The organism is Paenarthrobacter sp. NPDC089714 (genome assembly GCF_044748905.1).
GTDB lineage: Bacteria > Actinomycetota > Actinomycetes > Actinomycetales > Micrococcaceae > Arthrobacter.
On sequence record NZ_JBIVGX010000019.1, the window covers coordinates 26,506 to 51,303 of the forward strand.

Genomic DNA, 24,798 nt, shown 5'->3' on the forward strand with positions numbered 1-24,798 from the left:
ACGCCAACCGCCGCGGCAAAACGGAAGGCCGGGGACGCTCACAGCGTCCCGGCCTTCCGGGCTACGGATGCTCTAGGGGTTCGACCACCGAGTGTCCCGGATCAGGCCGTAGCCTGATCCGCAACCGTTGCCTGGAGCGGGACCTTGATGATTTTGACGCCACTATCGACGAGATAGCTTTCAGTTTCACGGTCCAGGCCGTCGTCGGTGATCAAGGTATCAATGGCATCCCAGCCGCAAACCTTTACCATTGCCCGGGCAGCGAATTTGCTGGAGTCCGCCAGCAACACGACGTGGTGCGATACCGCGATCAACGCACGTTTGGTCAGGGCGTCGAAATCGTTGGCGCAAAACGCGCCACGTTCGCTCAGGCTGGACGCTGCCAAAAACAGGGTTTCAACCTGAAGATCCTCGATATCCCTGACAGTGGAGGGGCCGGCAAACGACAATGTCTCCGGATGGAGCACACCGCCAAGCGAAACCACTTCAACCGCACGGTTCGCCGACAACGCCGTAATCACCGGAAGAGACGCAGTCACCACCCGCAGCCGCCCAGTGGCAGGGATTTGCTCGGCGAACAAAGCCACGGTTGTGCCTGCATCCAGCGCGATCACCGTGTCATCGGCCGACAGCTCCAGCGCTCTGGCAGCAAGGGCATTCTTGGCATCCCCATGGCTGACCAACCGAACGTTGAACTGGCTGCCCTGCAAGTCCTGGGAGCCGAGCGAACTCACACCGCCATGAACCCCGCGCAGTCGACCTTCGGCGACCAGCTTCGCGACATCCCTGCGGACAGTCATCTCCGAAACACCAAAAATCCGGGACAACTCCGCCGTGGTGCAATACCCCTGCTCCTCAGTAACAGCCACCAGCCGTTCCCGCCTGGCATTTGCCGTCGTGTAACGGAGCTCCTCCCCAGATTCGGCACCCGATCCCACGAGGCCCCCTAACGTGATAATCCGCTGTTGTTCTTCTGTTGCATCCATCGTCCCACGCCGCGGCCGGCGGTTCTCATGCCCACAACGGCAAAGGCACAAAACCCTGGCGATGACCATTTGCGTCCAAAAGGTGCCCCATGCGTTTATACGTTCTGATCACTGCCTGCCTGGACACCACGGTGCTCCCCGGCGCCAACGCATGGAGTTCCTTCTCGTGGTACTGAACCTCCGCATAGTCGCGAACCCTGAGCGTCACCGTGAGGTTCTCGCTCCCGAGCACCTGTGCACTGACCCGGCAGCTGGACAGACTGGAGAAATAATGACCTGCAACCTCAACATGGGGGGCCGGAACGTTGAGGCCAAGGCTGATTTCCCTGCGCCCTGCCTGGAGTGCAGGTGAGGTGTCACACCGGAGGGAGAAATAGCCCGTCGCCAGGTAACGTTCCACGCGACGCCGAGCAGTCTGGGCGGAGACTGCACATGCCGCAGCCAAATCTGACCAGCTCGCCCTTCCGTTGCGGGCTAGCTCCGATAAGAGACGGTCCTGCAGGGAGCTTCCAAGACCGGGGCCCGAAGCTTCCATACCCCGCTGACGAATGAGCTGGGCCTGATCCGGTGCGAGGCTGCCGCTGCTCCATTGCGAACCGTGCCGGTAAAGCACCGTCAAGAAGATGACGTTCCTGCTGGATATACCTTTCAGGTTCTCAAACGCCGTGTTAATGGTGGCCATCAGCTGCTCGTTGCTGTGGGCAAAGCAGTCCAGCTGCACATCGTAGGCACCGGAAACCATCGAGACCGTGGCGAATTCCGGGACGCTGCAGAGGTGTTCAATGGTTGCCTGATAGCGGCTTGGCTTCACGGACAGGTTAATGAAAGCTGCACTTGCATTGCTTAGGAACCGCTCACCGGGGGCCACCGTCACCCATGCCAGCCCGTGTTCTTGCAGATACGCCCACCGCCGGCCCACGGTGGAAGCAGAGACGCCGAGGGCTCGCCCCAGGAGGGTCCAGTCCGCACGGGGATTCACTTCCAGAGCACCGGCTATCTCAAGATCCAGTTCAGTGATTGTGGCAGATTCCGGCGGTGATGTGGGCATTTTGGAGATTTCACGCAAATTTCTGAGAAGTTGGAGAACCGATTCTACCGTGATTTGTATCACCGTTTCGCACTAGTCAACAAGGAAACATATGTTGAACGAGGCAGCAGCATCGGCCCGGACAAGCGGCACGAGCCGCCGGGCACTTTACGGCATGCTCCTGGCAATGGCCATCATCGAAGCCCTTAGTGGCATCACCCAGGGGTACCTGAACCCCATCCTCCCAGCACTGGGACCCGTGTTCTCCATCGACGACCCGACCATCAACGGCATCTTTCTGATCTCCGGAGTCAGTTTCGCGGTAGTCACTCCGATCATTTCGCGTTTGGGCGACAGCTACGGATACCGATTGGTCCTCCGTTGGTCCACGGCCATCGTCGCAGCCGGCGTGCTCATCATGGCGATCTGGCCCTCGCTGCTGACAGTCACCGTCGGTGTCGTGATGCTCACTTTCGTCGTGGGCTTCATCCCCCTGATGATGGGCATCCTCCGGACAACCAGCCCGGCCGAGACACGCCGGGGCGTCGCAGTCATGATCGGCGTCCTGATGCTCACCGTAGGTGGCGGAGGGCTGCTCGCCGGCATCGTCGGCGCGACTGATCCCCTTCTTGGTCTGTGGGTCGCGGTCCCGTTCGCAGTGGCCGCTCTCATCAGTTCATTCCTCCTGCCTGATGCCGGGGTCCCGACACGCGAACGGATCGCGGTCGTCCCTTTGATTGCCTGCTCCCTGGGGTTGATAGGTTTCGTCGTCGCCCTGTCCATGGGTCCCGAGTGGGGCTGGGTCGACGTCCGCACCCTCCTTTCCGGCCTCGCTGGCCTCTCACTGCTGGTGTGGTGGTTTACCCAGGACAGCCGGAAGAACATACTTTCGAAGCAGCGGTTCATGGACCTCCGGCTCCTCTCAAACCCGCGTGTACGCGTGGTGTCGATCGCGACCTACTTTTTCGGCTTCGCATCCATCAGCTACTTCGGCGTCAACGGGATCTTCCTTCATGCAGACCCGCTTAGAACCGGGTACGGATTCAGCTCCGGTGCCCTGACTATCGCCATCGTGATGTTTGCCGGCTGCGTTCTGGCCTTCCTGTCCTCCCTGCTCACCGCCCGCGTCATGACCATGCTAGGAGAAAAGGCCACCCTGGTAATCGCTGGAGCGCTCCTAGCCGGCGGTTTCATCGTCATGATCTTCGCTCACGCCTCGTTCACCGGATACTGCATCGGCTTTGCCCTGTTCAATCTCAGCCTGGGCATGTATCAAGCCGGCACGAGGGCGCTCTCAGTCGAAGGCGTCCCCGTTGAAGAGACCTCAACCGCAGCCGGACTCAACGAACTCGCCCTCTCCGTCGGCGCCGCAGTCGGAGCCGCCGTCGTGAAACTGATCGCGTCGTCCAACGTCGTAGCCGGTTCCATCACCGGCGGTGGGATCATCGCCATCTGGGCGGCCCTTGCCGCAGCAGCGGCCTTGGCAGCGCTAGCGTCAGCCCGCTACAACAAAGCACGGGCGGGGCAGGCATGAAAACCGCCACCAGGGTAGAACCACCCACATCCGCCGCTGATGCAGCCATGGCCAACCTCCGCTACAAAATCAAGAACGAACTAACCCGTCGCAGCACGGACATCATCAATCTCAGCCACGCCATCCACGCCGATCCGGAACTGAGTGGTCAGGAATTCCGCGCAGCACGACGCGCCGCGGACGTCCTGGCAAACGCCGGGTTCACCTTCGAATCCGAACAGCCCCGAGTTCCGGCTTCCTTCTGTGCACGCTTTGGATCAGGCGAACTTGTGGTGGTGTTGTGCGTCGAATACGACGCCCTGCCGGGAATTGGCCACGGCTGCGGACACAACGTCAACGCCGCAGCAGCCCTCGGTGCCGCCCTGGCGCTGACGTCAGTGGCCCATCAAGCCGGCCTCACCATCAAAGTCCTGGGAACTCCTGCAGAGGAGTCCATCGGCGGCAAAGCCGAGCTGCTCAAGCAGGGCTTCTTTGACGACGCACATTTGGCCTTAATGGCCCACGCAGCCGCAGAAGACACCGTGGGAAACACTTCGCTGGCGATGACAGAGTGGGAGGCAGTGTTTGAGGGGCTTCCGGCCCACGCTGCCCTCGCAGCGCACGAAGGGATCAACGCCCTGGACGCCGTCGTCATCGCCCAAACCGCGATTGGCCTGGCCCGCCAACAACTTCCCGGAGGGTCCGTCGTATCACTGATCGTCACCGAAGGCGGCACGGCCCCCAATGTCATCCCAAGCCGGGCACGCGCAACACTGGAAATGCGCGCTCCCACCGCAGCCCAACTACAAACAATCCAAAACACCATCGCGCGGTGCCTGGAGGCGGGCGCTGTCGCGACCGGCAGCAAACTGACCATCACGCCCAGCGGCAATGCCTACGAAGAACTCACCCAGGACCCCTACCTGTGCGAGGCATACCGCGCCGCCATGGCTGAGTTGGGGCGGACCGTAGCGGTAACGACTGAGGCTACTGCCTCAACTGACATGGGCAACGTATCCCAGGTCGTTCCGGCCATACACCCCATGATTGGCTACAACGTTCACGGGGCCGTCCACCACACAGCGGAGTTTGCGCGGTACGGCACCACGCCCTCCGCCGACGAAGCAGTCCTCGACGCCGCATACGGCCTTGCCGCCGCAGCAACCACAGCCGCCATCACCGACCGCGAACGGAAGCGACTGCTGCAAAGGACGCAACCGAACCACAGCCAGTCCCGCATGGCTCAGGAGACCAGCACATGAAGACCCACAACCCCGAAGCCAGCACCGGGCCGGCACAGCCCTGGTACTCCCTGACCAGAACAGCCCACGACCTCATCAACATCACCGAACCGCACGTCCACCCCACCCTTCAAGCCAACATCTGGTGGCTCCAAGGCGAACAGGACATCGTGATCGACGCCGGGCTCGGTGTGGTACCCCTCAAAGCCTCAGTACCCGAACTGTTCAGCCGCAATCCTCTACTCGTTCTAACCCATGCGCACCTGGACCACAGCGGCGGCGCGCATGAATTCGACGACATAGCCATCCACAAAAACGAAGCCCCATCCTTGGAGCGCCCCCTCCAAGCTTCGCTGGAGACCTCCGAGCTGTACCCCGCCCTAGGCCTTCCCTACACCGAGGAAACGAGCAAACACGTCATGTTGAGCAAGCTTCCTTCCACCCACTACCAACTCGGGAGCTACCGCCTCCTGGGCAGCAAACCCACCCGTCTCCTCAAGCATGGCGACACCATCACAACGGCCACGCACGAACTGCAGGTCCTCGCGACCCCAGGACACTCCCCCGGCAGCATCTGCCTGTTGGACCGTGTCAACAAGCGTCTCTATACCGGTGACGTCATCTACGAAGGAAACCTTCTGGATCAAATAGCAGGCGCCAGCAGGTCCGACTACCTCCAAACCATGGAGCAACTCCTTCAACTGGACTTCGAACTCGCCATGCCCGGGCACGGAACACCGCTAACCCGCCGGCAAGTCGAAGACATAGCCACGTCCTACCTCTCACTCCACGGCGCATGACCACAGAGCAGTACCTGCACCTCCGGTGGATCGACGTCCAAGAAACAGGCAGCATCGAATGGGTCGAAACTTCCACAGACACCCAGCTTGGCCTGGCAAACCACAGCGCTCTCCGACGAGGAACCGCCGTGAGGCTTCTCATCGACGGGATACTCGCCACCGGAGTCATTGATGATGTCACCACCGATGGAACCATGAGCTGGATCTGGCTCGACGGAGGGCTGGGGCGAAGACTACTCGACAACGAAGAAGCGCAAATAGTGTCCCGGCGTAGAGAGATTGACACCGCTTGATCGGACGAACTTGGTGTCCCGACGCAGAACGTGCACCTTCCGTGTAAGGGAAGGTGCACGTTGCGTTCGACGGCGGGACCGCACCGTTGAGGTGCGGCCCTACCGTAGAAAATTCTAAAGACGCACTGCAGTGCCGCTGTCAGGCAAACGGAACAGCGCTCTATTCAGAGGCCAACGCTCGACCGGCTGCTGCCTTTGGTTGGAGCCGCCTTTGGTAGCTCGATGTGATTGACGCGCTATGACTGGTTTCGCTTCCATGGCTTCGGGAAGTGGGTCTTCCCGCGAGGCTAAAAAGGGCAATGCATCTTCGTGAAAGAGGGCTGCCCCACGTAGCGGGTCTTCGATAGTTGACCTAACGGTTAGGCTCGGTGCCATGGAGTTCAAGCAGTTGCGGGTTTTCTCAGCTGTCGCGGAGGATCTGCATTTTGGCAAGGCGGCCCGGCATCTGGGGCTTTCGCAGTCAACGGTCAGCGACCAGGTGCGGGCTTTGGAAGCCCATTTCGGTACTGAGCTGCTCTCGCGCACGAGCAGGTCAGTCCATTTGACGGCGGCCGGCCAGGCATTGCTGGAGGGTTCGAGGCGTCTGCTGGATGAGTTGGATCGTGTTGAGAAGCAGGTCGCTGCGGTAGCGGCGGGCCATCAGGGTACGTTGCGCATCGGTGCTGTTGGTCCGGCGATGAATTATCTGGTTCCGCATCTGCTGAAGGAACTGCGGCGCGAAAGCCCGGATCTTGAGATAACGATCGCTTCGTTGAGTACCGCGGCGCAGCTGCGTCAGTTGTCGCAGGGGCAGATCGATCTGGGCTTCGTTCGAAGTGTTCAGCCCGTCCGTGGTGTCCGGCTTGAGAAAGTCCTTGATGAGCCGTTGACGGCTTTGCTGCCGACCACGCACAAGCATGCCGGAGCGGACTTTCTCGAGATCCAGGACCTTGACGGTGAAGATTTTGTGTACTGGCCCCGTATTTCCAACCCTGAGCTGTACGACGTCCTGATCGCTACCTGTTACCGGCATGGATGCAGTCCCCGGCGGATCATTGAAAGCCACGACATGGCGACCCAGCTGGCCCTGATCGCCTCCGGCTTGGGCGTGTCCGTCCAGCCCGATTCCTTCCGCTTCGCGCCTAGGCGGGATCTGGTGTTCGTGCCTCTGCGGGGACCACTGCCCAAGATTGCCCTGCACATGGCGTGGTCGCCGGAAGGTGACTCTCCCGCAGTGAAGGCGGCCATCGGCGTCGCTCGGAAGTTCAAGAGCGGACTAATACCCCTCTAATCATTCGATATATTCGATCGATTGATCGCCTTAGATCGGTTGTTTCGAAGTATGCCCGGGATCTACGGTTGTTTTGTCAGCTTCATCACAGGGAAATCTCTCCTCTGACAAGCCCCGCAAACTTAACTCCCGAGGAATACTCATGGAATTTCAGACCCTTGCTACCGGCGTTGGATTCACCGAAGGCCCCGTTTATACCCAGCGTGGAAGCCTTGCGTATGTATCGATTGATCAGGGCGTCGTCTACGAAACAGCAAACGGCGAGACTAAGGTCCTGGCCCGCACGGGTGCCGGACCGAACGGCGCAGCTGAGGGCCGCGATGGCATCATCTATGTCGCTCAGAATGGCGGTCAGTGGCCCGCAAAGCGGACTGAGGGTGTCAGCGGCGGCGTCCAGGCCATCCACCCGGACGGGACGGTCGTTACCCTCACCACTGACCCGATCTATCCCAACGACCTATGCTTTGGCCCCGACGGGTATCTTTACGTCACCGATCCCAGCCGTGGACCCCGCCGTGACGACGGACGTCTGTGGCGCGTCGACGTCGCAACCGGCGAAGCTGAGTTGCTGCTGTCAGTGGGATGGTTCCCGAATGGCATCGGTTTCAGCACCGACAATGACAGCATCTTCGTCGCCCAGGGTGGAGAGGGCCGGATCCTTCGTTTCCCCTTCGCCGCCGGTGAACGACTTGGCAAGCCCGAACTGCACGTCCAGCTCGACCATGGACGCCCGGACGGATTCGCCTGGGATGTAGACGGCAACCTCGTGATCGGCGCGATCACCGGAACGGCCCCCGGCGATCTGCAGGTCTACAACCCTGAAGGCACCCTCCTGGACGTCATCAAGATCGGTGACGGCCAAAAGTACACCAACGTCGCGATCTCCTCCGCCGGCAAGTTGGCCGTTACGGACTCCGATAACGGCCAGGTTCTGGAAGCGGACTGGCCGGCCGCGGGCCTTCCGCTTCACCCGTTCCGTGAATCAACCCAGCCATGAGCGCCGGTAGCTTCCGGTCTCTCCTCCGTTCGTCGTCGCCGGTGTTTGTCACCACCCTCGACTTCCCGGAACCTGCGGCGGCAGAATTCCTTGCCGAGCTCGGCGTCGACGCTGTCGCCGTGGACACAGAACACGTCTCAGCTTCAGGACAGCAGATCGCTGAACTGGCCCGCGCGTGCAAGGCCGGCGGAGGTTCCCTGATCGTCAAAACCACCGCGGACGCGGAATCCATCGGAACGTATCTGGATGCCGGAGTCTCCGCCCTGCAGATAGCCCACGTCAGGACCCGGCAAGACATTGAAGCGGTAGTGCAGGCCTGCCGTTTCGCCCCCGAAGGGTTACGTGGCCTGGGCCGCTGCCGCAACAGCAGGTTCGGGCACTACCCCGGCGGCTACGGGCAGCTGATTGAGGACTCGCAGGAGAACATCACCCTCATCATCCACGTCGAAAGCATCGAAGCTGTTGCTGTTCTCGATGAACTTCTGGCCTCCGATGCCGTGGACGCCGTGTTCGTGGGGGCCTTCGACCTCTCCGCCAGCTTGGGCATCCCGGGCCAAGTCCAGGACGAGCGCGTTCAGGACGTCATTGATGACATCGTGACCCGGTCGCTGGCGGCCGGGAAGGCCGTGGGCATGTCGGCGAGCACTCCCGAACAGACGGTGGCGGCGATGCAAAAGGGGGCCACTTTCCTTCTATCAGCACAGTCCCGCCTCATGTCCACGGCAGTCAGCCAACTTCGCACAGCCCCAAACCTGGCAGGAGCCGTCCATTGACCATCGATGCCACACCCCGGATCACCCGATCTATCGCCGAGTTCGCGATCTGTACCGAATCGGCCGACATTCCGGATGCCGCCCGCCGCATAGCAACCCGCGCCTTGGTCGATACCCTTGCAGTAGCGGTGCTGGGTACGCACGATATTGCCTCCAGGGCGTTGATGGAAACGGTTCTGACGCCGCCGCCGGCGGAGCACGGAGCCACGGTCCTTGCCACCGGCGGCAAGGCGCCGGCCCATGTAGCGGCCCTGCTGAACGCCACAGCCGGCCACGCAGACGACTACGATGACCACCTCGTGGACACCAACGGGCATCCCAGCGTCGTGCTGATCCCAGCGCTCCTGGCAGCCGGAGAGGCGGCCGATGTCTCCGGGCGGGACATCCTTGATGCCTACGTCATCGGCCACCAAGTGATGTGCGCAGTTTCGGCCGGGCTGCCAGTACGGGCCCACTGGCAGGAGGGCTGGCATGCGACCAGCACGGTCGGCATTATCGGCGCGACGGCCGCTGTTGCCCGTTTGCGGCAGCTGACCATTTTGCAAACACGCTATGCGCTCGGCCTCGCGGCGTCCATGGCCGGCGGGAGCCGGCAGAACTGCGGTTTTGTGACTAAGCCTCTGCATGCTGGCTTGGCGGCCTCCAACGCGGTGCTCGCCGTTGATCTTGCCGAACGTGGTTACGACGCAGATCCGGACCAGCTGGAGGCGCCGCTCGGGTTCTTCAAGGTCTTCGGGGTCAACCCGGACCTGAGGAAAGTCGAACCTGTCCTGGAGGAACGCTGGACTGTCACAACGCGTGGACTGAACGTCAAAACGTTTCCCGCCTGCTACGCCGTACACCCGGCCGCCAGAGCCGCGTCAGAACTGCGGGGGCAGGTCCTCGACATCGAGGCGATCGAGTCAGTGGACGTCACTGTTCAACCAACGGGCTTGGTGGGGCCCATCCACCACCGCCCGGAAACGGGGTTGCAAGCAAAGTTCAGCCTCGAATACACCGTTGCCGCTGCTCTGGCTGACGGCCCGCCGACACTGAAGACCTTCACGGATGCGACAGTCCAGCGAACCGATCTGCAGCAACTGCTCAGAAGGGTCCGAACACACGAGAACCCTGTACCGCCGACCGGGCCGGAGGAATTCACACGCTGGTACGCCACGGTAGAGGTCCACTTCAACGACGGCGACCGAAAGATAACCCGCGCCGACATGCCTCACGGGTTCACCCTTGACCCCCTCACGGACCAGGAAATCCAGAACAAATTCAACGACTGCCTGACCTCTTCGGCAACACCGTGGGATGCGGCCACCCTTGGCGCCCAGTTGTGGTCAATGGACCAACTACCCAGAATCCGCAGCCTCTTCGCCGAGCAAACACACCTGGCCGGCCGCGCGACAGCAAGCGTCTGACGACACCCGCACGAACTCATCAAAGGAAACCAAAATGCCTAACATCACCATCGAAATCTTCAAAGGCCGCACCCTGGACCAGCGTCGAGAGCTCGTCAACGGAATCACCGAGGCCGCAGTATCCGCGCTCGGAATCAAACCTGACGGTGTCCGCATTACCTTCTTCGAGATCGAACGCACCGACCTGGCCCGCGGCGGGGTCTTGTTCAGCGACATGGACCCTGCCCCCGTAAAAACCGCACCCTGACCACCCCGTCCAACACCAAACGCAAAGGAGCGTTGGTAATGAAAAATCAGCTTAAGAAGGCCGTCATGTCTCGCCGGTCAGCCGTGCTCGTCGGCGCCATGGCCGCACTGGCCCTTGCCGCCACCACGGGTTGCGGCGGAAACACCAGCCCTACTGCCCAGGGCAGTTCGGATGGAACGACCAAGATCACCCTGGTCTCCTCGATCACTGGCAGCTCCTTCCTGGCAGTTACCGCCGGTATCGAGCAGGGTATCTTCCAGAAGCACGGCGTCGAGATTGACCTGATCAAGGTCAAGTCCAGCGCCGAAGCCGCCGCAGCCGTGGCCAGCGGCCAGGCCGACATCGCAGCCATGGTCCCCGAAGGCGTCGTAGCCGTTGTCGCTGCAGGCAGCCAAATGAAAATGGTCGGAAACCTCCTCCACCAAGTCCAACACCGACTTGAAGTTCCAGAGTCCATCAAGACCGCCAAGGACCTGGCCGGGAAGAAGGTCGGCGTCGTTGGACCGGGCAACGGCAGTGAAATTCTCGCCAAAGCCTACCTGGCAGAGAACGGCGTCGATCTGTCGCAGGTCACGTTCGTGGCCACCGGTCCCCAACCTGCCCAACTGGCAGCCTTGACGTCCGGGCAAATCCAAGGCGCGATGCTCGTTCCGCCCTACGACCTCAAAGCCGAAACCGCCGGAATGCACCCCCTCAGCATCCTGCGCGAAGACTTCCAAGACATCCCGGCACAGGTGTTCGCCTCCAGCGACCGCTCACTGAAAACCAACGGCGAAACCGTCAAGAAGTTCATGGCTGCCGCCACCGAATCAGCACAATGGGTTGTGGATCACCCCGACGAAGCAACCAAGATCCTGGCCTCAGACGCTCAAATCAGCCCCGAAGACGCCAAAGCCTCCTACGACAGGGCCAAAGACGCCTACTCCCTGGACGGCGCCATCAGCAACCAAGGGTTGACCAAGTGGCTTGAACTGTCCCAGAAGTACGCACAGCTGGCCAAGATCCCCAACATCGCCGACGTCTACGACGCCCAGTACCTCCCAGGAAAGTGAGATGATCATGACCACCGCTTCCCACCGAGGACTGGAGCCAGCACGGATGCCGGGCACCGAAACCGCTGCCATCTCCGTCCAGAACGTCACCTTCGGGTACGGCAAAGAAATCATCCTGCAGGACATCAGCATCGATGTCGCCGAAGGCGAGTTCGTTTCCCTGATCGGCCCCAGTGGCTGCGGGAAGAGCACCCTGCTCTCCATGTTCGACGGCGTAGTCAAACCCGACTTGGGCAACGTGGAGATTTTCGGATCAACCGTGCAGGAGACCCTGAAGCAACGCGCCATGGTCTTTCAGAACTTCGCGCTCATGCCCTGGAAAACCGTCCGTGACAACGTCATGCTGGGCCTGAACTACCGCCGGACCGACCTTTCAAAGAAGGAACGGCTGGACCTTGCCCGGGAGTACATCAACCGGGTCGGGCTCTCCCACGCCTTCGACCTGTACCCGCACCAAATCTCCGGCGGCATGCAACAACGAGTCGGCATCGCACGTGCCTTCGCCGTCCAACCACGGCTGCTGCTGATGGACGAGCCCTTCGGCGCTCTCGATGCCCAAAACGCCGAACTATTGCGCGAAGACCTGCTTAAACTGGTCTCCGAAGAGCGCCGCACCGTCGTGTTCGTCACCCACAACCTCGATGAAGCACTGCAGATGTCAGACCGTGTCCTGCTCATGACAGCCCGCCCCGGAACAATCCGTGACGAAGTCCGACCAGACTTCGGACCGAAATCATCCCCGGAGTACAGGGAACGCTACGACGCTCAACGGGACTTGCTCTGGGACCATCTCAAGTCCGAAGTCCTCACAGTCCAGGCACGCGAAGAAGGACAAAAGCCATGAGCACCACAACCAAACCGGCGCCCAGCAGCCCACTCAAGCGACCAAAGCCCAGCTGGCTGAAGAAAAACGAAAAACGCTGGCTGCCTGTCGCCACCGTCGTCGGCATCTTCGCCATCTGGGAGATCGCCGGAAACATGAACCTCTGGGATCCCCTGTTCTTCAGCCACCCATCGGTCATTTGGGAGGGCTTCCTCTCCCTGACCACCGGGCCCCTGCTTTCAGACCTGCGCGTCACCGGCATCGAATTCCTTTTGGGCATGATGATTGCCCTGGGCATCGGCGTCCCTGTTGGCATCATGCTGGGAACCTCCAAGCGCCTGTACTGGGCCTTCGACCCTGTAGTCACCGCCCTGTACTCCACCCCCATCCTCGTCCTGACCCCCTTGATGGTTATCTGGTTCGGTCTTGGCATCGGATCAAAAATTGCCAACGTCGCGATCCTGGCGGTCTTCCCCGTCCTGATCAACATGATGGAAGGTGTACGGAACACCGACCGCTCGCTGATGAGGGCCGCCAAGTCCTTCGGCGCCAACGGCTGGGCCATCCAACGGGACGTCATCTTCCCCTCGGTCGTACCCTTCTTCGTCACCGGGCTCCGCCTAGCGATCGGCAAAGGCATGATCGCCGTCGTCGTCGGTGAATACATCGCCGCAACAGAAGGCATTGGCTACCGGATCAGGGCTGACGCGGAAGTGTTCAACACACCCCGCTACCTCGCCGGCGTACTCATCATGGTCGTCGTATCAGTGATCATCATGGCACTCATCAAAGTACTCGAGCGAAAGCTCGCCCCATGGCGGACACCCGTCCTCGGAGACTAAAACAGAAGATGGGCGGCAACAGCCCGCCCATCTTCCACGTTCAGCTATATCCCAACAGTGAAGGTCCACGAATGCCCCGCCCCACTTCCCTGAAAACTGTAAGAACCGGTCTCATAGCGGCTATTCTGAGCTCCGTTCTGATGGCCTCAGCCGGCTGCGGGAGCAACGGCGGAAACCAAGACAACGCAGGACCCGACCATAAGATCACACTGGTTTCGTCCATCACCGGCAGCTCCTTCCTGGGAGTCACTGCAGGACTTGAACAAAAGATCTTCCAGAAGCACGGACTTGACCTCGAAGTCATCAAAGTAAAGTCCAGCGCCGAAGCAGCCGCCGCGGTCGCCAGCGGCCAAGCCGACCTCGCAGCAATGCTCCCCGAAGGCGTCGTGGCGGTCACCTCCGCAGGAAGCAAAATGACCATGGTCGGAAACCTCCTCAACCAGGTCCAGTACCGGCTCGAAACGTCACCGGCCATCACATCCGCCAAAGACCTCATCGGCAAGAAAATCGGCCTCGTAGGCCCGGGAAGCGGCGAGGAGATTCTCGTCCGCGCCTACCTGGACAGCCACGGAGTGGCCCCGTCCCAGGTTACCTTCGTGGCCACAGGCACAATGGCGGCAAAATACGCAGCCGTGACCACCGAACAGGTGGACGGCACCATGCTCGTTCCCCCGTTCGACATCAAAGCCGAAGCCGCGGGATTGAACCCACTAAGCGTCCTCGGCGATGATTTCCCGGACATGCCCGCCCAGGTTTATGCCTCCAACGAGCGAAAACTCAGTACGAAAACGGACAGCATCAAGAAATTCCTCGCCGCTTCTACCGAATCAACACAATGGATCCTCGACCACCCCGAAGACGCAACAAAAATCCTGTCCGAAGACTCCAAAGTCAGCCTGGACGACGCGCGCGCATCATACGAACGAGCCAAAGCAGCCTACTCCCCCGACGGGTCCATCAACGAGGATGGACTGAACAGGTGGCTGGAGCTCTCCAAGAAATTCTCCAGCCTCTCAAACATTCCTTCGGCCAGCGAACTCTACTCTCCCGACTACCTGCCCGCCCCCGCAACAGCCTCGAAGTAATCGCGGGTCAGAAGAATCCCATATCGAGTCCCCGTGAGCTCGTCCAGGAAACGTGAACTCGGGACAGTCCAGGACGGACACCCCAGCGTAGGTTCCGTCTCCACGGTCCAATCTGTCCGGTCCCGGATCTTTTGCCGCTCCTTGACACTTCGGGGCCGTCCGAGCCGAGAATATCGGGACTTCAGAGAAAAATCAGAGCAGGGTACACCCCAACTTGACGTTGGATCCCGCTGACGTGGGAGGACATGACTGGGGGCCGATCTCCGGTGAGTCCTCGGATGTTGTGGCCTAGTGAGGTAGTCCCCTATACGCCCCAACCGACGTCATCATTTCCGTATTCGGGCTGATTCGAGCGTGTTGTCCCCGGGTTTCCTTTTTCTTCGGCTGTCAGGGTAGGTACTTAGAAGTTCCGTTAGCCAGTGTCAGTAAAAGGGATTCTGGCTTTATCCGGACACCAACCAGGGGTGTGGAGATGAAGATCTGGCCACTTCATCGGAATTCCTTCTCGACCCGATTATGGGAATGGAAGTAGCTGGAGAACTTACGTTACGCGTGAATCCGTTCCATCACTGTCCCATATGGAACGGTATCCGTGAGTTCGACTGTGAAGGAGCCGGGTCCGTATCTGGTCAACAGAATTCCTCGTTTCCCGTCGGCACAGCCTCGTTCGATGGCGATATTGGTTGCTGTGTCCAGTTTGGTTTCGAGGTCTTTCCGTGTGTCTACGCTGACTTCGATGACGTCCGGTAGGGGTTGTGGTGGGGAAGCCGTGTCCGCGGGAATGGCCTGCGATTGCTTCATCAGGTTTCCTGTTCTTCGAAGGCAACAGAGGTGAAGACTGAGTACCCGAGTTGGGGTTGGTATCCATGGACTTCTCTGGTGTCGAGTGAGTCCATGTAGTTGAGGATTTCGTCGCTGAAGATTTGCCCGGGTACAAGGACTGGGAACCCGGGTGGGTAGGGGGTGACGAATCTGGCGGAAATGACCTCGCGTTCTGTCATGCGCCGTCGGATCTGTGTGGAGGTGAGATGTTCGGTAGCACCGGGTTTGTAGGCGAGGTAGTAGGCCGAGCGCATATCACCGGCCAGGGTGCCGGCCGTCTGGAAGGGTGCCGCGAAGGCGCTGAAGTGCGGGAGTGATGGCGTTGTGGGGGTCGCGGGGACGATTCTTAGTTGCCGGGTGAAGAGCGTTCCGGTTTTCTCACGTTCGAGTTGCTCGGCGATCTTGACGAGCACTTCTATGAGGTACGCCACGGAACTTCTCGAGGTTCCGACGTTAGTCATGAACAGCACGTTGGTCCGGCTGGTCTTGTTGACCTGGATGCTGTGTTTGTCCATGAGGTATTCGTGTTTGAACGTGTCCCCGTCGATGCCGGAGGCCCGGATATCGAGGGTGATACGGCTGGGGTCGACTACGAATTCGTCAGTAGTCCAGGCCTTGTCCCAGTTTCCTAGGCCCGCGGTGGCTGGGAAGTGGTCGTGGCTGTCGCGGTACGGGTGCGGTATGAGGTCGTGGGTGCCTAGAACTTTGAAGTACTTGCCCAGCAGGTGGTGTTTGTTGATGGCAGTGGTGAGTGTGGTGGCGAGGTCTGCTTGTTTCTGGACCAGTGCGTAGCCTTCGAGTTCAACTTGTCGGCGTCCGATGTCCAGCGAGGCCAGGATTTGGTAGTTCGGCGACGTGGATGTGTGTGTCATGAATGCTTCGCGGAAGGCGTCGCCGTTGCGTGTGGCGAAGTCCTGATCGAAGACGTGGATCATGGAGCCTTGTCTCAGAGAGGTCAGGGTTTTGTGAGTGGATTGGGTGGCGTAGACCCTGAGGCGTGCTTTTCGGGGGTCTGGAAGCAGCGCGGTCTCGGCCCACGTTTCCGTGTCGGCTGGCGCGTTGAGGGTTTGTGCTTGTTCTTCGTGCCTCCGGGCGTAGGACGGGTCTGTGAAGGCTTCTTCCAGGTCTGCTGCTGCTTGCATGGCGGTGCGTTTCCGGTAGATGGGGTGGGAGCCGGCGAACGCAAACCAGGCTTCGTCCCAGAGGAAGACGAGGTCTGGTTTGATGGCGAGGCATTCTTCCATGACCTTGCGGGGATCGTAGACGATCCCGTCAAAGGTGCAGTTGGTCAGCGTGAGCATTGTGACCTTGTGCAGTTGTCCTTGATCCTTGAGCGCCAGCAGTTTCGCTTTGATCTCCCGCAGCGGCACCGCCCCATATAAGGAGTGCTCATCGAGGGGGTAGGCGTCCAGGTAGGTCACTGATGCGCCGGCTAGGACGAGGGCGTAGTGGTGGGATTTGTGGCAGTTGCGGTCGACCAGGACGATGTCGCCGGGGGCGACGATGGATTGGTGGACGATTTTGTTGGCTGTTGAGGTTCCGTTGGTGACGAAGTAGGTTCGGTGGCTTCGGAAGGCTCGTGCGGCGAGCTGTTGGGCTTCTTTGATGGACCCGTGGGGGTCCAGGAGCGAGTCCAGCCCGCCGGATGTAGCGGAGGTTTCGGCCATGAGCAGGTTGGTGCCGTAAAAGTCTGCAAGGTCGCTGATCCAGGGCGAGTTTTGCACGGACCCGCCGCGGGAGATGGGCAGGGCATGGAAGACGGACCCGGGGCGGCGGCTGTGTTGCTGCAGGGCGGTGAAGAATGGTGTTTCGTAGCGGTCGGTGATGCCACCGAGGATGGACAGGTGCAGGTCCAGGGCGTCGGTTCGGGCGAAGATCCTGCGGAAGCGCCCGGTCAGAGAACCGGCCATCGCTTCGAGCGCTACTCCGGCGACCAGGTAGAGGTCCAGTTCGGGTCGGATGGCCGTGATGACGTCGGCGAAGTCGAGGATGCGTCGTATGGGCCTGCGGACCGTGAACTTTCCTGCCATCCTGCTGTTGACGAAGGAGCGCAGGGTTTCGCTGAGGTGCTGTGTGGTGTGGAGGGCGAAGCGCGGGCAGATGATAATGGCTTGGATGTTCGGGTTGATGGTCAGGGCAACGATGGCGTCTTCGACGCTGGGAAGGACGTTGATTTCGTAGCTGAATCCGTCGGTGTCGCGGCGCTTTTCCTTGATGGCCCGGGTGAAGAGTTCGGCTTCGTCGGCGGGACCGTCGTCAACGACGAGGATTTCAATGGCCGGCCGGGCCTTCATCCTTTTCACGGCCGAAATGTCCGGGTCGATGGGATCAACGGGTGCCGGGATGTCCGGCTTTCCGAGGAGGTCGTTGACCGCTTCGACGTGGTCAAGGGCGTCCCGTGGCCGGCCCTCGGCGATGAGGTCACCGATGGCTTTAACCGACTCCTGGCCGGGGACTGCCCAGTACGGCTCCAGCGAGGCCAGCAGCTCGAGGACCTGGTCGATGTCGTGGGTTGAACCCGCATGGTCATTGCGGGATCGGCTTTGTACCAGTTCGTTGAGTATGTAGCTGAGGAACTCCCAGGCGTCGCGCCGTGTTCTCCACGCGCTTTCCGGGGTTCCGGCGCTGGCAGCGCCTGGTTCAAGTTGGGCTGGGTGGAGAATCATCTGCCTTCTCTTACATACGTCGTCGTATCAGGGGCATGGGTGAGTAACCCAGAGAGTTGTCGGGAGGTCCCATCATGCTTTCAGGCACGGCAGGGCCGGAACCATGACACCGGTCCTCAAAGCGTCTGCCATGCCGGACATTCCGATCAGGCCAGGAGCTCAAGCACGGGGACGCCCTGCGGAGGGAAACGTGGTGTGGGGCGGGCTTGGGACGTGGGTGGGTCCCAAGCCCGCGCTGTGTCTTAGTCTTCGTTCTCCATAGCTTCGTTCAATGCTTTGGTCAGGCGCCGGGAGAGCCTGATGAGCCCTGGGCATTGAAGGGCGTCTTCGGCGAAGTGGAGGAAGGTTTCGATTACTTTATCGGCGGTGAGGTATTTGTTGTCGCTGACCAGGTGAAGCACGAGGCCGTCTTCCATGGACAACAGCATCCGGGCGACCTCGGCAGGTTTGCGGTTGGGGCTGAAATACCCCAGACGTATGCCGTCCTCGATGACTGTGACGTATTGGGAGTGTTCGCGTTTCCAGAGCGATGCCATCAGGTCCGCGTGTGCGGGGCTGCGCCGGGCCAGTCCGTGCATTTCGTAGAGTTGCCGGATGGTGGCGGGGTTCGCGTACGGCGGGACACCGGCGATGACTGCTGAGACAAGCCGGTGCCGTGGATCGAAGCTTTGTTGCTGCTCGGCGCGGCGTGCTTCGACGTACTCGTCAACGGCTGCCCTGTGCACGTCGAGCATCAGGTCATCGGTTTCCGGGTAGTGGTAGAGCACCGCCGCCGGGGACACCCCGGCCTCGGCGGCGATTTCGCGGATCCGCACTCCGCCGATACCTTTTTCGCTGACGATGCGTCCGGCAGCGCCAATCAAGGAGGTACGGGCTTTGGTTCCACGGGATGAGCTGGTCACGTCTGCCATCTTCTCAAATAGCCTTGCTTTTACGCGGAGGTTACCGCTTGATGACCTAATCGGCCCGGACGGGACGGTCTTCGCGGATGGTGACCGCACGGCCGTGTGCCGGTAGGTTTTCCGTTTCGGACAGAAGCTTCACATGGCCTGCGACCTTGTGCAGGGCCTCGCGGCTGTACTCGATGAAGTGAATTCCCCGCAGGAAGCTCTGCACGGACAGGCCACTGGAGTGCCGTCCGGTCCCTCCTGTGGGCAGGACGTGGTTGGAACCGGCGCAGTAGTCACCCAGAGACACAGGTGCGTACCCTCCGACGAACACCGCACCGGCGTTACGGATCCGCGCTGCCGTTGCCTGAGGGTCGGCTGTTTGAATCTCAAGGTGCTCCGCGGCGTAGCCGTTGGCTACTTCCACAGCCTTGTCCAGGTTTTCCACGAGAAGGATGCCTGACTGCCGGCCCCGCAGCGCTTCCTCGATCCGGGCAGCATGTTTGGCCTCTGGCACCTGCACGCCCAGTTCAGCAATGACTTCGTGGGCTAAAGTTTCACTGTCGGTGACCAGAACCGCTGCCGCGAGGACGTCGTGTTCTGCCTGGCTGATCAGGTCAGCTGCGAGCCAGGCTGGGTTTGCCTGTTCGTCGGCGATGATCATGACCTCGGTTGGGCCCGCTTCGGCGTCGATACCAATCCGGCCTTTCAGGAGCCGCTTGGCCGTGGCGACCCAGATGTTGCCAGGGCCGGTAACCAAATCCACGGGCCGGACTGTTTCCTCGTCGGCGGTGGCCGGCGCCCCGTAGGCGAACAACGCGATGGCTTGGGCGCCGCCGACGGCGTAGACCTCGTCCACGCCCAGCAGTGCTGCTGCGGCAAGGATCGAGGGGTGCGGGTATCCGCCGAATTCCTTCTGCGGCGGGGAAGCGATGGCGATGGATGGGACACCGGCGGCTTGGGCGGGGACGACGTTCATCACCACTGAGCTGGGGTAGACGGCGCGGCCGCCTGGCACGTACAGGCCGACGCGGTCCACGGGAAGCCACCGCTCGGTGATGACTGCGTTGTCAGCGACCACGGTGGAGGTGTCGCGGCGGACCTGGTCCTCGTGGACGCGACGGGCGCGCTTGATGGATTCCAGCAGGGCTGCGCGGACATCCTCGTCCAGTCCGTCCGCGGCAGCTTCAATGACGTGCCGTGGAACCCGCAAGGAGTCCGGGCGGACGCCGTCCAGGCGCTCCGAGAGACTGAGAAGGGCCTCCATTCCCCCGGTCCGGACCTCCTCAAGCAAGGGCCGGACCGCATCGGCCGTGCTTTCGATGTCAACCTCCGCCCGTGGCAGGAGGTCATTGGTGAATTCGAGACCGCGGAGGTCGGTAAGGGAAATCATGGTGGAGCCTTTCAAAAAAGAATTGGATTGCAGGTGGTGCTGGTGTTGGTCAGTTGGTGTCGCGTTTGCGGGCCAGCGCGTATCCGCCGAGTGCGATCAGTGAGATAACGGCAAGGGTGCCGAGGGTGAAGGCTTCGAATTCGAACTGGGACATGCTCCAGGTTTCTTCGAAGTCATACGGCAGGCCCAGTGCGTGCTGGATGGTTCCGGGGAAGATGGCTGACCAGGTGCCAAGGACAACCCAGGCGGTTATGACGATGGTGCACAGCCACAACCCGGCTTTGCCTCCCGGCACGCTGTAGGGACGGGGGACGTCGGCCTGGACTTTCCGGAGCCGGATGATGGTGGGGAAGATCCACAAGTAACTGATCAGCAGTGTGGTCACTGCGATGCCGAGCACAACAGCGAAAGCGGATGCGCCGTCGCTCTGCAGGAAGAGTGAGGCGCAAACCATGAATTCGGTAGCGATGACACCGGAGAGGATATTGACCCGGACGGGGGTTCCGAAGCGGGCATTGAAGACACCGAAGTAGCGTGGGAACGCACCGTCGGCGGCCGCGGAGGCTTGGACCCGGTCCGAGGCGATCATCCACGCAGCACCTTGTGTCAGCACAACGAAAATGAACAGGAGCGCCGCGATCGCGATCATCGCCGGTGTCGCGTCACCGTAGACGCTGAAGACTGTAGCCATGGCTTCCAGCAGGCCACCGGCACCGGTGATCTCCGACTCGGGAAGCACCGCCAGGATCGCGAAGATAGGGACGAGATAGCACAGAGCAGACACGACCGCCGAGACAGCGATCGATTTCGGGACGTCCTTCTTGGGGTTGCGCATCTCCTCAGCCGCGCCGTTCTGAGCTTCAAAGCCGACGAAGGCGAAGAGCAGGACCGGGGTCACCTCCAGGAAGCCCTGCAGCGTCGGGGAAAAATCGCCGGCACCGTATCCCCGGACCCCGTTGGCCCCGGCATAGATGGCCACGGAAATGACGAAGAAGATCAACAGCCCGACTTTGACGATGGCGCCGATGTTCAAAAGGATCTTGCCGAACCGGAGGCTGATGACGGAGACGAAGATCGCCACCCAAATGAAGATGAATTTGAACAGGTAGTCCCCAAAACTTCCTGCCTCCATGGGCTGGATGAACGTGGTCCAGGTGGCTGCCGAGATAAATGCCAGGGACCCGCCCAGCCAGACAGGGTTGGTGATCCAGTAGAACATGGTCGAAACAGCTGCGGCCGCCTTCCCATGCGCGAGCCGTACCCAAACGTAGGGCCCGCCTTCCTGGGAGAAGGTACTGCCGAGCTCGGCCATGACAAGCGCGTAGGGGAACATGAACGTCACGACCAACACGACAGCCCAGGTGAAAGCCTGCGCTCCGCCAAGACCTGCGATCTGGGCGATGGTGTCGATGCCGATCGTGGCAGCTACGGTCAGGAAAATCATGTCCAACCGACCCAAGCTGCGCTTGAGGTTATGAACAGTGGGAACGGCTTCCTTGTTCTGTGGTGATGCTAATTGAGACACTTTGCGTCCTCTCGATGCTGTGGGGGTCAGCAGATCTGGGGCTCAGGAGACCAGCCTCCCGGAAAGTGAAGGGAAGAGGAACGGCAGTGTTCCAACCCCATTCAGTTTCTAAACAAAAGTTCAGAAGTTGTGGCTCAATCTAAACAAGTGATCAGGATTACTGTCAAGAGGAACATCGATGGTCGCAGCGACTTGGGCGATGGTTTTGTGTCTTGTATAAGGGTTGGAATGTCCGGCAGACGTATCCTGAAGGTACAAGTAAGTATCAGAATCGTGGTGGCGAGTGGCTCCTGCCCAAGGACAAGGCGGTACTTGCTCGCCCGAATAAACGACCGGACCGCCCATCTCCCGAATACACGTCCACGAGCCGTCGCGGCAGTGAGGCAAATAAGCAGCACCCGAACCTGACGCTGAAACCGCTTGACAAGAGGAATGCGACCCTGAAATGAGGCGTCTTCACTTGGCTTCAGGCCGGGAGTTGGAGGCGGCAAAGGACTTAGCCCGCCCGCGGTCGCTGAGGAACCATGAACTTCAGGATCTTCGGATTCTTCAACTTTTCCCCTGGGTTCCCCGGTCTGATTTTGTTCTCTCCAACTATCAGGTGGGATCAAGGGCCCGATGAACCGATGTCAGTGAATGCGAGTTACGCTCTAACCTGACGCTAGTCAGGGCAGCTTTTTGGTCGAGGTCTCCTAGGTGGTGACGACTGATTGACAGTTGAGAAGCTCGAGTTGGTCCGCTGGAATTCCAAGGAATCAGTTTCTTGCGGGTTCCAGCCGGGACGTTGTGCCGCGTGGAATGAGTTCAGGTTGGACGAAGGTCCGCAGTGGTGTCCTGTCGGGGTCGGCTATGCGGGACATGAGAGCTTTGGCTGTTAGCGTACCGACTTCTTCGCTTTTGTCGTCAATTGACGAGATGTCAAGGTAGCGGGATTGGGCTGCGGGCGAGTTGTCGTAGCCCAGCACGGAAATGTCCATCGGGACGGAGAGTCCCCGGGCTTTGATGGCGGCCAGGGTCCCGACCGCCATGGTGTCGTTTGCGGCGAAGATGGCGGTTGTGTCTGGAAAGTGCGCCAGCAACGCTGAAGCGGCTTGGTAGCCGTCCTCCTCTGTTGTTCCGTGGCCTTGTCCCCAGATCCTCAGGGGGACACCAGATTCGGCCGTGCGGGAGTGGAAGCCCGCCCAGCGGTGTGCGGCCGCGGCCCCTGAGCCGGTCACGTGTCCGATTTTGGTATGGCCGAGCTCCAGCAAGTAGTTGGCTGCCAGGCGACCACCGGCGTCGTCATCGTTGGCTATGAGGTCGGCTCCCTCAGGCAGGTTCTCGCGCCAGCCTGCGACGACGGTGGGTGTCCAAGGCCCGGTGGCGAGTGTTTCGCGCGGTTCGTCCATGGCAACTACGAGTCCGGCAAGATGCATGGACAGAAGTCTTTCTACCGTTCCTTGTCCCGGGTCATCTGCAGATGAGGAGTCGGCAACGGTGACCTGGTAGCCGAGTGGTTTGAGTTCTTGCTGCATGCCCCGCAGCAGGTCAACGAACCAGAGGTTTCTGTAGTCATCGATGACAAGGCCTATGTTCTTTGTTTCCCGGCTCGCCAGGGTTGTTGCAGCACGGCTGGGGCGGTAGCCCAGTTCCTTGATTGCTGCCAGTACGGCAGTGCGTTTGGCGGGGCGCACGGACGGCGAGTTGGTCAGCACCAAAGAGACCAACGATTTGGACACTCCTGCGCGCTCCGCGACGTCATAGATGGTTGGACGGCGGGTCTTGGCGGCGTGCGCGGTCATGAAGGAGGCCTTTCGTTTCGAGCGGCGTTGGTCAACCAGATACCTGATTACCGCTGGTGCCCTTACCGTATGCCTTGAAGCTGGAATTGCGCGGTACCTGCGGTAGAGCGCCAGGCAACCAAACTGATTATCGCATCAGCTTTAACGGCCCGGCCCGGGCCGCCGGCCGCTCGTTTCAAGCGGATGGTGGCCCGGGCTGTTGGATTGCTGCCTTTACCAACGTGGGTGTTGAGAGCAAACCTCAGTAACGGGTTAGGTTACCTCGGAGCTGCTTCGGTCTTTTTCCGGCGAAATGGTGACAAGACTGTTTCTCGCACCTCGGCGCTTCCGATCAGAAGTGCACCAAGGATGATCGCGCCGTAGGTGGCGTCAATCCAGAAGGACGGGACGTTGGAGAGGACGAGGATGTTGTTTATCATTCCCAGGAGCAGGACACCGGTTGCTGCGCCGATGATGGAGCCCTTGCCTCCGTCGAGGCTGATGCCACCGATAACTGCTGCCGCGAACACGGTGAAGATCAGGTTTTCGCCTTGGTTGGCGGTGACCGACGCGATGCGGGTGGACAGAAGGACGCCGGCGAAGCCGGCCATGACGCCGCCGAAGACGAACAGCCCAACAGTCATGCGCAAGGTACGGACACCGGCGGCCTTGGCTGCTTTTTCGTTACCGCCCATGGCGTAGATCCGCCGGCCCGTGGGGATGTAGCGCATGAACACTGCGGCGACTGCGACGACCACTACGAGGATCCAGACGTCGAGAGGAACGCCAAGCGGTGAGGTTGTGCCGATGAAGGCCATGCTCTCGGGGAGGTTTGAGAAGGTCTGGCCTTTGGAGATGCCCAAGGTGAAGCCCTGCAGGAGGATGAGCATTGCGAGGGTCACGATGAACGCGTTCAGTCGCAGTTTGCCCACCAGGAAACCGTTGATCAGTCCGACCACTGCGCCGAGGCCGAGAACGATCAACGGTGCCATCCAGGAGGGCAGGTCAGCGCCGGAGCCGCCTGCTGTCGCGGGGGCGATAAGCCATACGGCCAGCATGGGGGCAAGACCTACGACAGATTGCATGGACAGGTCGAAGTAGCCGCTGATCAGGATGATGCTTTGGGCGATCACCATGACGCCGAGAACTGCAGAGGTGGACAAAATGTTGTTGACGATGTTGTCGACCGAGGCGAAATACGGAACGAAGACGGTCCCGACGACGGCTACGACGACGATGACGGGGATGAGCGCCAATTCGCGCAGGCTTCCGCCGAAGGCGGACCAACGCCGCTGATTGTTGCCCGAGGAACGGGTCGGCACGGTGGCCGATCCAGAAATTGGAGGTGTTGTAGTACTCACGGTGTTCTCGACTTTCGGATGTGGGAGGG

Annotated in this window: 22 protein-coding genes; 13 read left to right on the forward strand and 9 right to left on the reverse strand. The window is 60.7% G+C overall.

All coding sequences use genetic code 11. The features are described 5' to 3' along the window. Positions 1–101: 101 nt before the first annotated feature. The gene (locus ACIPY3_RS21370; RefSeq protein WP_400337227.1) at positions 102–986 is read right to left on the reverse strand and encodes a DeoR/GlpR family DNA-binding transcription regulator; all 885 of its coding nucleotides are present in this window, start codon (positions 984–986) and stop codon (positions 102–104) included. A 25-nt stretch (positions 987–1,011) separates the two neighbouring features. Continuing rightward, positions 1,012–2,034 carry an AsnC family transcriptional regulator gene (locus ACIPY3_RS21375; RefSeq protein ID WP_400337229.1) on the reverse strand — a complete coding sequence of 341 codons (1,023 nt, stop codon included), beginning with the start codon at positions 2,032–2,034 and terminating at the stop codon, positions 1,012–1,014. Positions 2,035–2,125: 91 nt separating this feature from the next. Here ACIPY3_RS21375 and ACIPY3_RS21380 point away from each other — a divergent pair, with 91 nt between their 5' ends. The 13 genes from ACIPY3_RS21380 (at position 2,126) to ACIPY3_RS21440 (ending at position 14,355) form a co-directional block, all read left to right on the forward strand. Next, complete coding sequence (locus tag ACIPY3_RS21380; RefSeq protein WP_400337230.1) at positions 2,126–3,547, forward strand: MFS transporter; 1,422 nt, start codon at positions 2,126–2,128, stop codon at positions 3,545–3,547. Then, on the forward strand, positions 3,544–4,788 hold the full coding sequence (locus ACIPY3_RS21385; protein ID WP_400337232.1) for an amidohydrolase: 1,245 nt from the start codon (positions 3,544–3,546) through the stop codon (positions 4,786–4,788). The genes ACIPY3_RS21380 and ACIPY3_RS21385 overlap by 4 nt, the downstream gene beginning before the upstream one ends. Beyond that, on the forward strand, positions 4,785–5,567 hold the full coding sequence (locus ACIPY3_RS21390) for an MBL fold metallo-hydrolase (RefSeq protein ID WP_400337233.1): 783 nt from the start codon (positions 4,785–4,787) through the stop codon (positions 5,565–5,567). The genes ACIPY3_RS21385 and ACIPY3_RS21390 overlap by 4 nt, the downstream gene beginning before the upstream one ends. Then, positions 5,564–5,860, forward strand: a complete 297-nt coding sequence (locus ACIPY3_RS21395) for a hypothetical protein (protein WP_400337235.1) — start codon at positions 5,564–5,566, stop codon at positions 5,858–5,860. Before ACIPY3_RS21390 ends, ACIPY3_RS21395 begins: the two co-directional genes overlap by 4 nt. A gap of 373 nt (positions 5,861–6,233) precedes the next feature. Then, positions 6,234–7,130, forward strand: coding sequence for a LysR family transcriptional regulator (locus ACIPY3_RS21400; protein WP_400337236.1), 897 nt, complete (start codon positions 6,234–6,236; stop codon positions 7,128–7,130). Between the two features lie 142 nt (positions 7,131–7,272). Beyond that, positions 7,273–8,127, forward strand: coding sequence for an SMP-30/gluconolactonase/LRE family protein (locus tag ACIPY3_RS21405; RefSeq protein WP_400337238.1), 855 nt, complete (start codon positions 7,273–7,275; stop codon positions 8,125–8,127). After that, complete coding sequence (locus ACIPY3_RS21410) at positions 8,124–8,900, forward strand: HpcH/HpaI aldolase/citrate lyase family protein (RefSeq protein ID WP_400337240.1); 777 nt, start codon at positions 8,124–8,126, stop codon at positions 8,898–8,900. The genes ACIPY3_RS21405 and ACIPY3_RS21410 overlap by 4 nt, the downstream gene beginning before the upstream one ends. Next, positions 8,897–10,306 carry an MmgE/PrpD family protein gene (locus tag ACIPY3_RS21415; RefSeq protein WP_400337242.1) on the forward strand — a complete coding sequence of 470 codons (1,410 nt, stop codon included), beginning with the start codon at positions 8,897–8,899 and terminating at the stop codon, positions 10,304–10,306. The genes ACIPY3_RS21410 and ACIPY3_RS21415 overlap by 4 nt, the downstream gene beginning before the upstream one ends. A 34-nt stretch (positions 10,307–10,340) precedes the next feature. Continuing rightward, positions 10,341–10,553, forward strand: a complete 213-nt coding sequence (locus tag ACIPY3_RS21420) for a tautomerase family protein (protein WP_400337244.1) — start codon at positions 10,341–10,343, stop codon at positions 10,551–10,553. Between the two features lie 38 nt (positions 10,554–10,591). Then, on the forward strand, positions 10,592–11,605 hold the full coding sequence (locus ACIPY3_RS21425) for an ABC transporter substrate-binding protein (RefSeq protein ID WP_400337246.1): 1,014 nt from the start codon (positions 10,592–10,594) through the stop codon (positions 11,603–11,605). Position 11,606: 1 nt separating this feature from the next. Beyond that, positions 11,607–12,449: an ABC transporter ATP-binding protein gene (locus ACIPY3_RS21430; RefSeq protein ID WP_400337248.1), complete on the forward strand. Its 843-nt coding sequence runs from the start codon at positions 11,607–11,609 to the stop codon at positions 12,447–12,449. Next, on the forward strand, positions 12,446–13,270 hold the full coding sequence (locus ACIPY3_RS21435; protein ID WP_400337250.1) for an ABC transporter permease: 825 nt from the start codon (positions 12,446–12,448) through the stop codon (positions 13,268–13,270). Before ACIPY3_RS21430 ends, ACIPY3_RS21435 begins: the two co-directional genes overlap by 4 nt. A gap of 140 nt (positions 13,271–13,410) precedes the next feature. Further along, positions 13,411–14,355 carry an ABC transporter substrate-binding protein gene (locus tag ACIPY3_RS21440; RefSeq protein ID WP_400337252.1) on the forward strand — a complete coding sequence of 315 codons (945 nt, stop codon included), beginning with the start codon at positions 13,411–13,413 and terminating at the stop codon, positions 14,353–14,355. 546 nt (positions 14,356–14,901) lie between these two features. On the opposite strand, the gene ACIPY3_RS21445 is transcribed toward ACIPY3_RS21440, so the two are convergent. The 7 genes from ACIPY3_RS21445 to ACIPY3_RS21475 all read right to left on the reverse strand — a co-directional run bounded on the left by ACIPY3_RS21445 (position 14,902) and on the right by ACIPY3_RS21475 (position 24,730). Next, complete coding sequence (locus ACIPY3_RS21445; protein ID WP_400337253.1) at positions 14,902–15,156, reverse strand: hypothetical protein; 255 nt, start codon at positions 15,154–15,156, stop codon at positions 14,902–14,904. Further along, positions 15,156–17,843, reverse strand: a complete 2,688-nt coding sequence (locus ACIPY3_RS21450; RefSeq protein WP_400337255.1) for an aminotransferase class I/II-fold pyridoxal phosphate-dependent enzyme — start codon at positions 17,841–17,843, stop codon at positions 15,156–15,158. The genes ACIPY3_RS21445 and ACIPY3_RS21450 overlap by 1 nt, the downstream gene beginning before the upstream one ends. A 242-nt stretch (positions 17,844–18,085) precedes the next feature. After that, positions 18,086–18,745: a TetR/AcrR family transcriptional regulator gene (locus ACIPY3_RS21455; protein WP_400337256.1), complete on the reverse strand. Its 660-nt coding sequence runs from the start codon at positions 18,743–18,745 to the stop codon at positions 18,086–18,088. Between the two features lie 55 nt (positions 18,746–18,800). After that, on the reverse strand, positions 18,801–20,123 hold the full coding sequence (gene hisD / locus ACIPY3_RS21460; RefSeq protein WP_400337258.1) for a histidinol dehydrogenase: 1,323 nt from the start codon (positions 20,121–20,123) through the stop codon (positions 18,801–18,803). Between the two features lie 49 nt (positions 20,124–20,172). Beyond that, positions 20,173–21,648: an APC family permease gene (locus ACIPY3_RS21465; RefSeq protein WP_400337260.1), complete on the reverse strand. Its 1,476-nt coding sequence runs from the start codon at positions 21,646–21,648 to the stop codon at positions 20,173–20,175. A 755-nt stretch (positions 21,649–22,403) separates the two neighbouring features. Beyond that, the gene (locus tag ACIPY3_RS21470; protein ID WP_400337262.1) at positions 22,404–23,429 is read right to left on the reverse strand and encodes a LacI family DNA-binding transcriptional regulator; all 1,026 of its coding nucleotides are present in this window, start codon (positions 23,427–23,429) and stop codon (positions 22,404–22,406) included. Between the two features lie 257 nt (positions 23,430–23,686). Next, positions 23,687–24,730 (reverse strand): ABC transporter permease, encoded by a 1,044-nt coding sequence (locus ACIPY3_RS21475; protein WP_400337264.1) that lies wholly within the window; start codon positions 24,728–24,730, stop codon positions 23,687–23,689. Positions 24,731–24,798: the final 68 nt, after the last annotated feature.

What these genes read in the sequence shown, in the direction of transcription:
- ACIPY3_RS21390 (WP_400337233.1), top strand. Translation starts at nt 4,785, where the DNA reads ATGAAGACCCACAACCCCGAAGCCAGCACCGGGCCGGCACAGCCCTGG.
- hisD (WP_400337258.1), bottom strand. Translation starts at nt 20,123, where the DNA reads ATGATTTCCCTTACCGACCTCCGCGGTCTCGAATTCACCAATGACCTC.
- ACIPY3_RS21410 (WP_400337240.1), top strand. Translation starts at nt 8,124, where the DNA reads ATGAGCGCCGGTAGCTTCCGGTCTCTCCTCCGTTCGTCGTCGCCGGTG.
- ACIPY3_RS21370 (WP_400337227.1), bottom strand. Translation starts at nt 986, where the DNA reads ATGGATGCAACAGAAGAACAACAGCGGATTATCACGTTAGGGGGCCTC.
- ACIPY3_RS21435 (WP_400337250.1), top strand. Translation starts at nt 12,446, where the DNA reads ATGAGCACCACAACCAAACCGGCGCCCAGCAGCCCACTCAAGCGACCA.
- ACIPY3_RS21470 (WP_400337262.1), bottom strand. Translation starts at nt 23,429, where the DNA reads ATGACCGCGCACGCCGCCAAGACCCGCCGTCCAACCATCTATGACGTC.
- ACIPY3_RS21405 (WP_400337238.1), top strand. Translation starts at nt 7,273, where the DNA reads ATGGAATTTCAGACCCTTGCTACCGGCGTTGGATTCACCGAAGGCCCC.
- ACIPY3_RS21450 (WP_400337255.1), bottom strand. Translation starts at nt 17,843, where the DNA reads ATGATTCTCCACCCAGCCCAACTTGAACCAGGCGCTGCCAGCGCCGGA.
- ACIPY3_RS21430 (WP_400337248.1), top strand. Translation starts at nt 11,607, where the DNA reads ATGATCATGACCACCGCTTCCCACCGAGGACTGGAGCCAGCACGGATG.
- ACIPY3_RS21440 (WP_400337252.1), top strand. Translation starts at nt 13,411, where the DNA reads ATGGCCTCAGCCGGCTGCGGGAGCAACGGCGGAAACCAAGACAACGCA.
- ACIPY3_RS21375 (WP_400337229.1), bottom strand. Translation starts at nt 2,034, where the DNA reads ATGCCCACATCACCGCCGGAATCTGCCACAATCACTGAACTGGATCTT.
- ACIPY3_RS21445 (WP_400337253.1), bottom strand. Translation starts at nt 15,156, where the DNA reads ATGAAGCAATCGCAGGCCATTCCCGCGGACACGGCTTCCCCACCACAA.
- ACIPY3_RS21395 (WP_400337235.1), top strand. Translation starts at nt 5,564, where the DNA reads ATGACCACAGAGCAGTACCTGCACCTCCGGTGGATCGACGTCCAAGAA.
- ACIPY3_RS21380 (WP_400337230.1), top strand. Translation starts at nt 2,126, where the DNA reads ATGTTGAACGAGGCAGCAGCATCGGCCCGGACAAGCGGCACGAGCCGC.
- ACIPY3_RS21400 (WP_400337236.1), top strand. Translation starts at nt 6,234, where the DNA reads ATGGAGTTCAAGCAGTTGCGGGTTTTCTCAGCTGTCGCGGAGGATCTG.
- ACIPY3_RS21385 (WP_400337232.1), top strand. Translation starts at nt 3,544, where the DNA reads ATGAAAACCGCCACCAGGGTAGAACCACCCACATCCGCCGCTGATGCA.
- ACIPY3_RS21425 (WP_400337246.1), top strand. Translation starts at nt 10,592, where the DNA reads ATGAAAAATCAGCTTAAGAAGGCCGTCATGTCTCGCCGGTCAGCCGTG.
- ACIPY3_RS21420 (WP_400337244.1), top strand. Translation starts at nt 10,341, where the DNA reads ATGCCTAACATCACCATCGAAATCTTCAAAGGCCGCACCCTGGACCAG.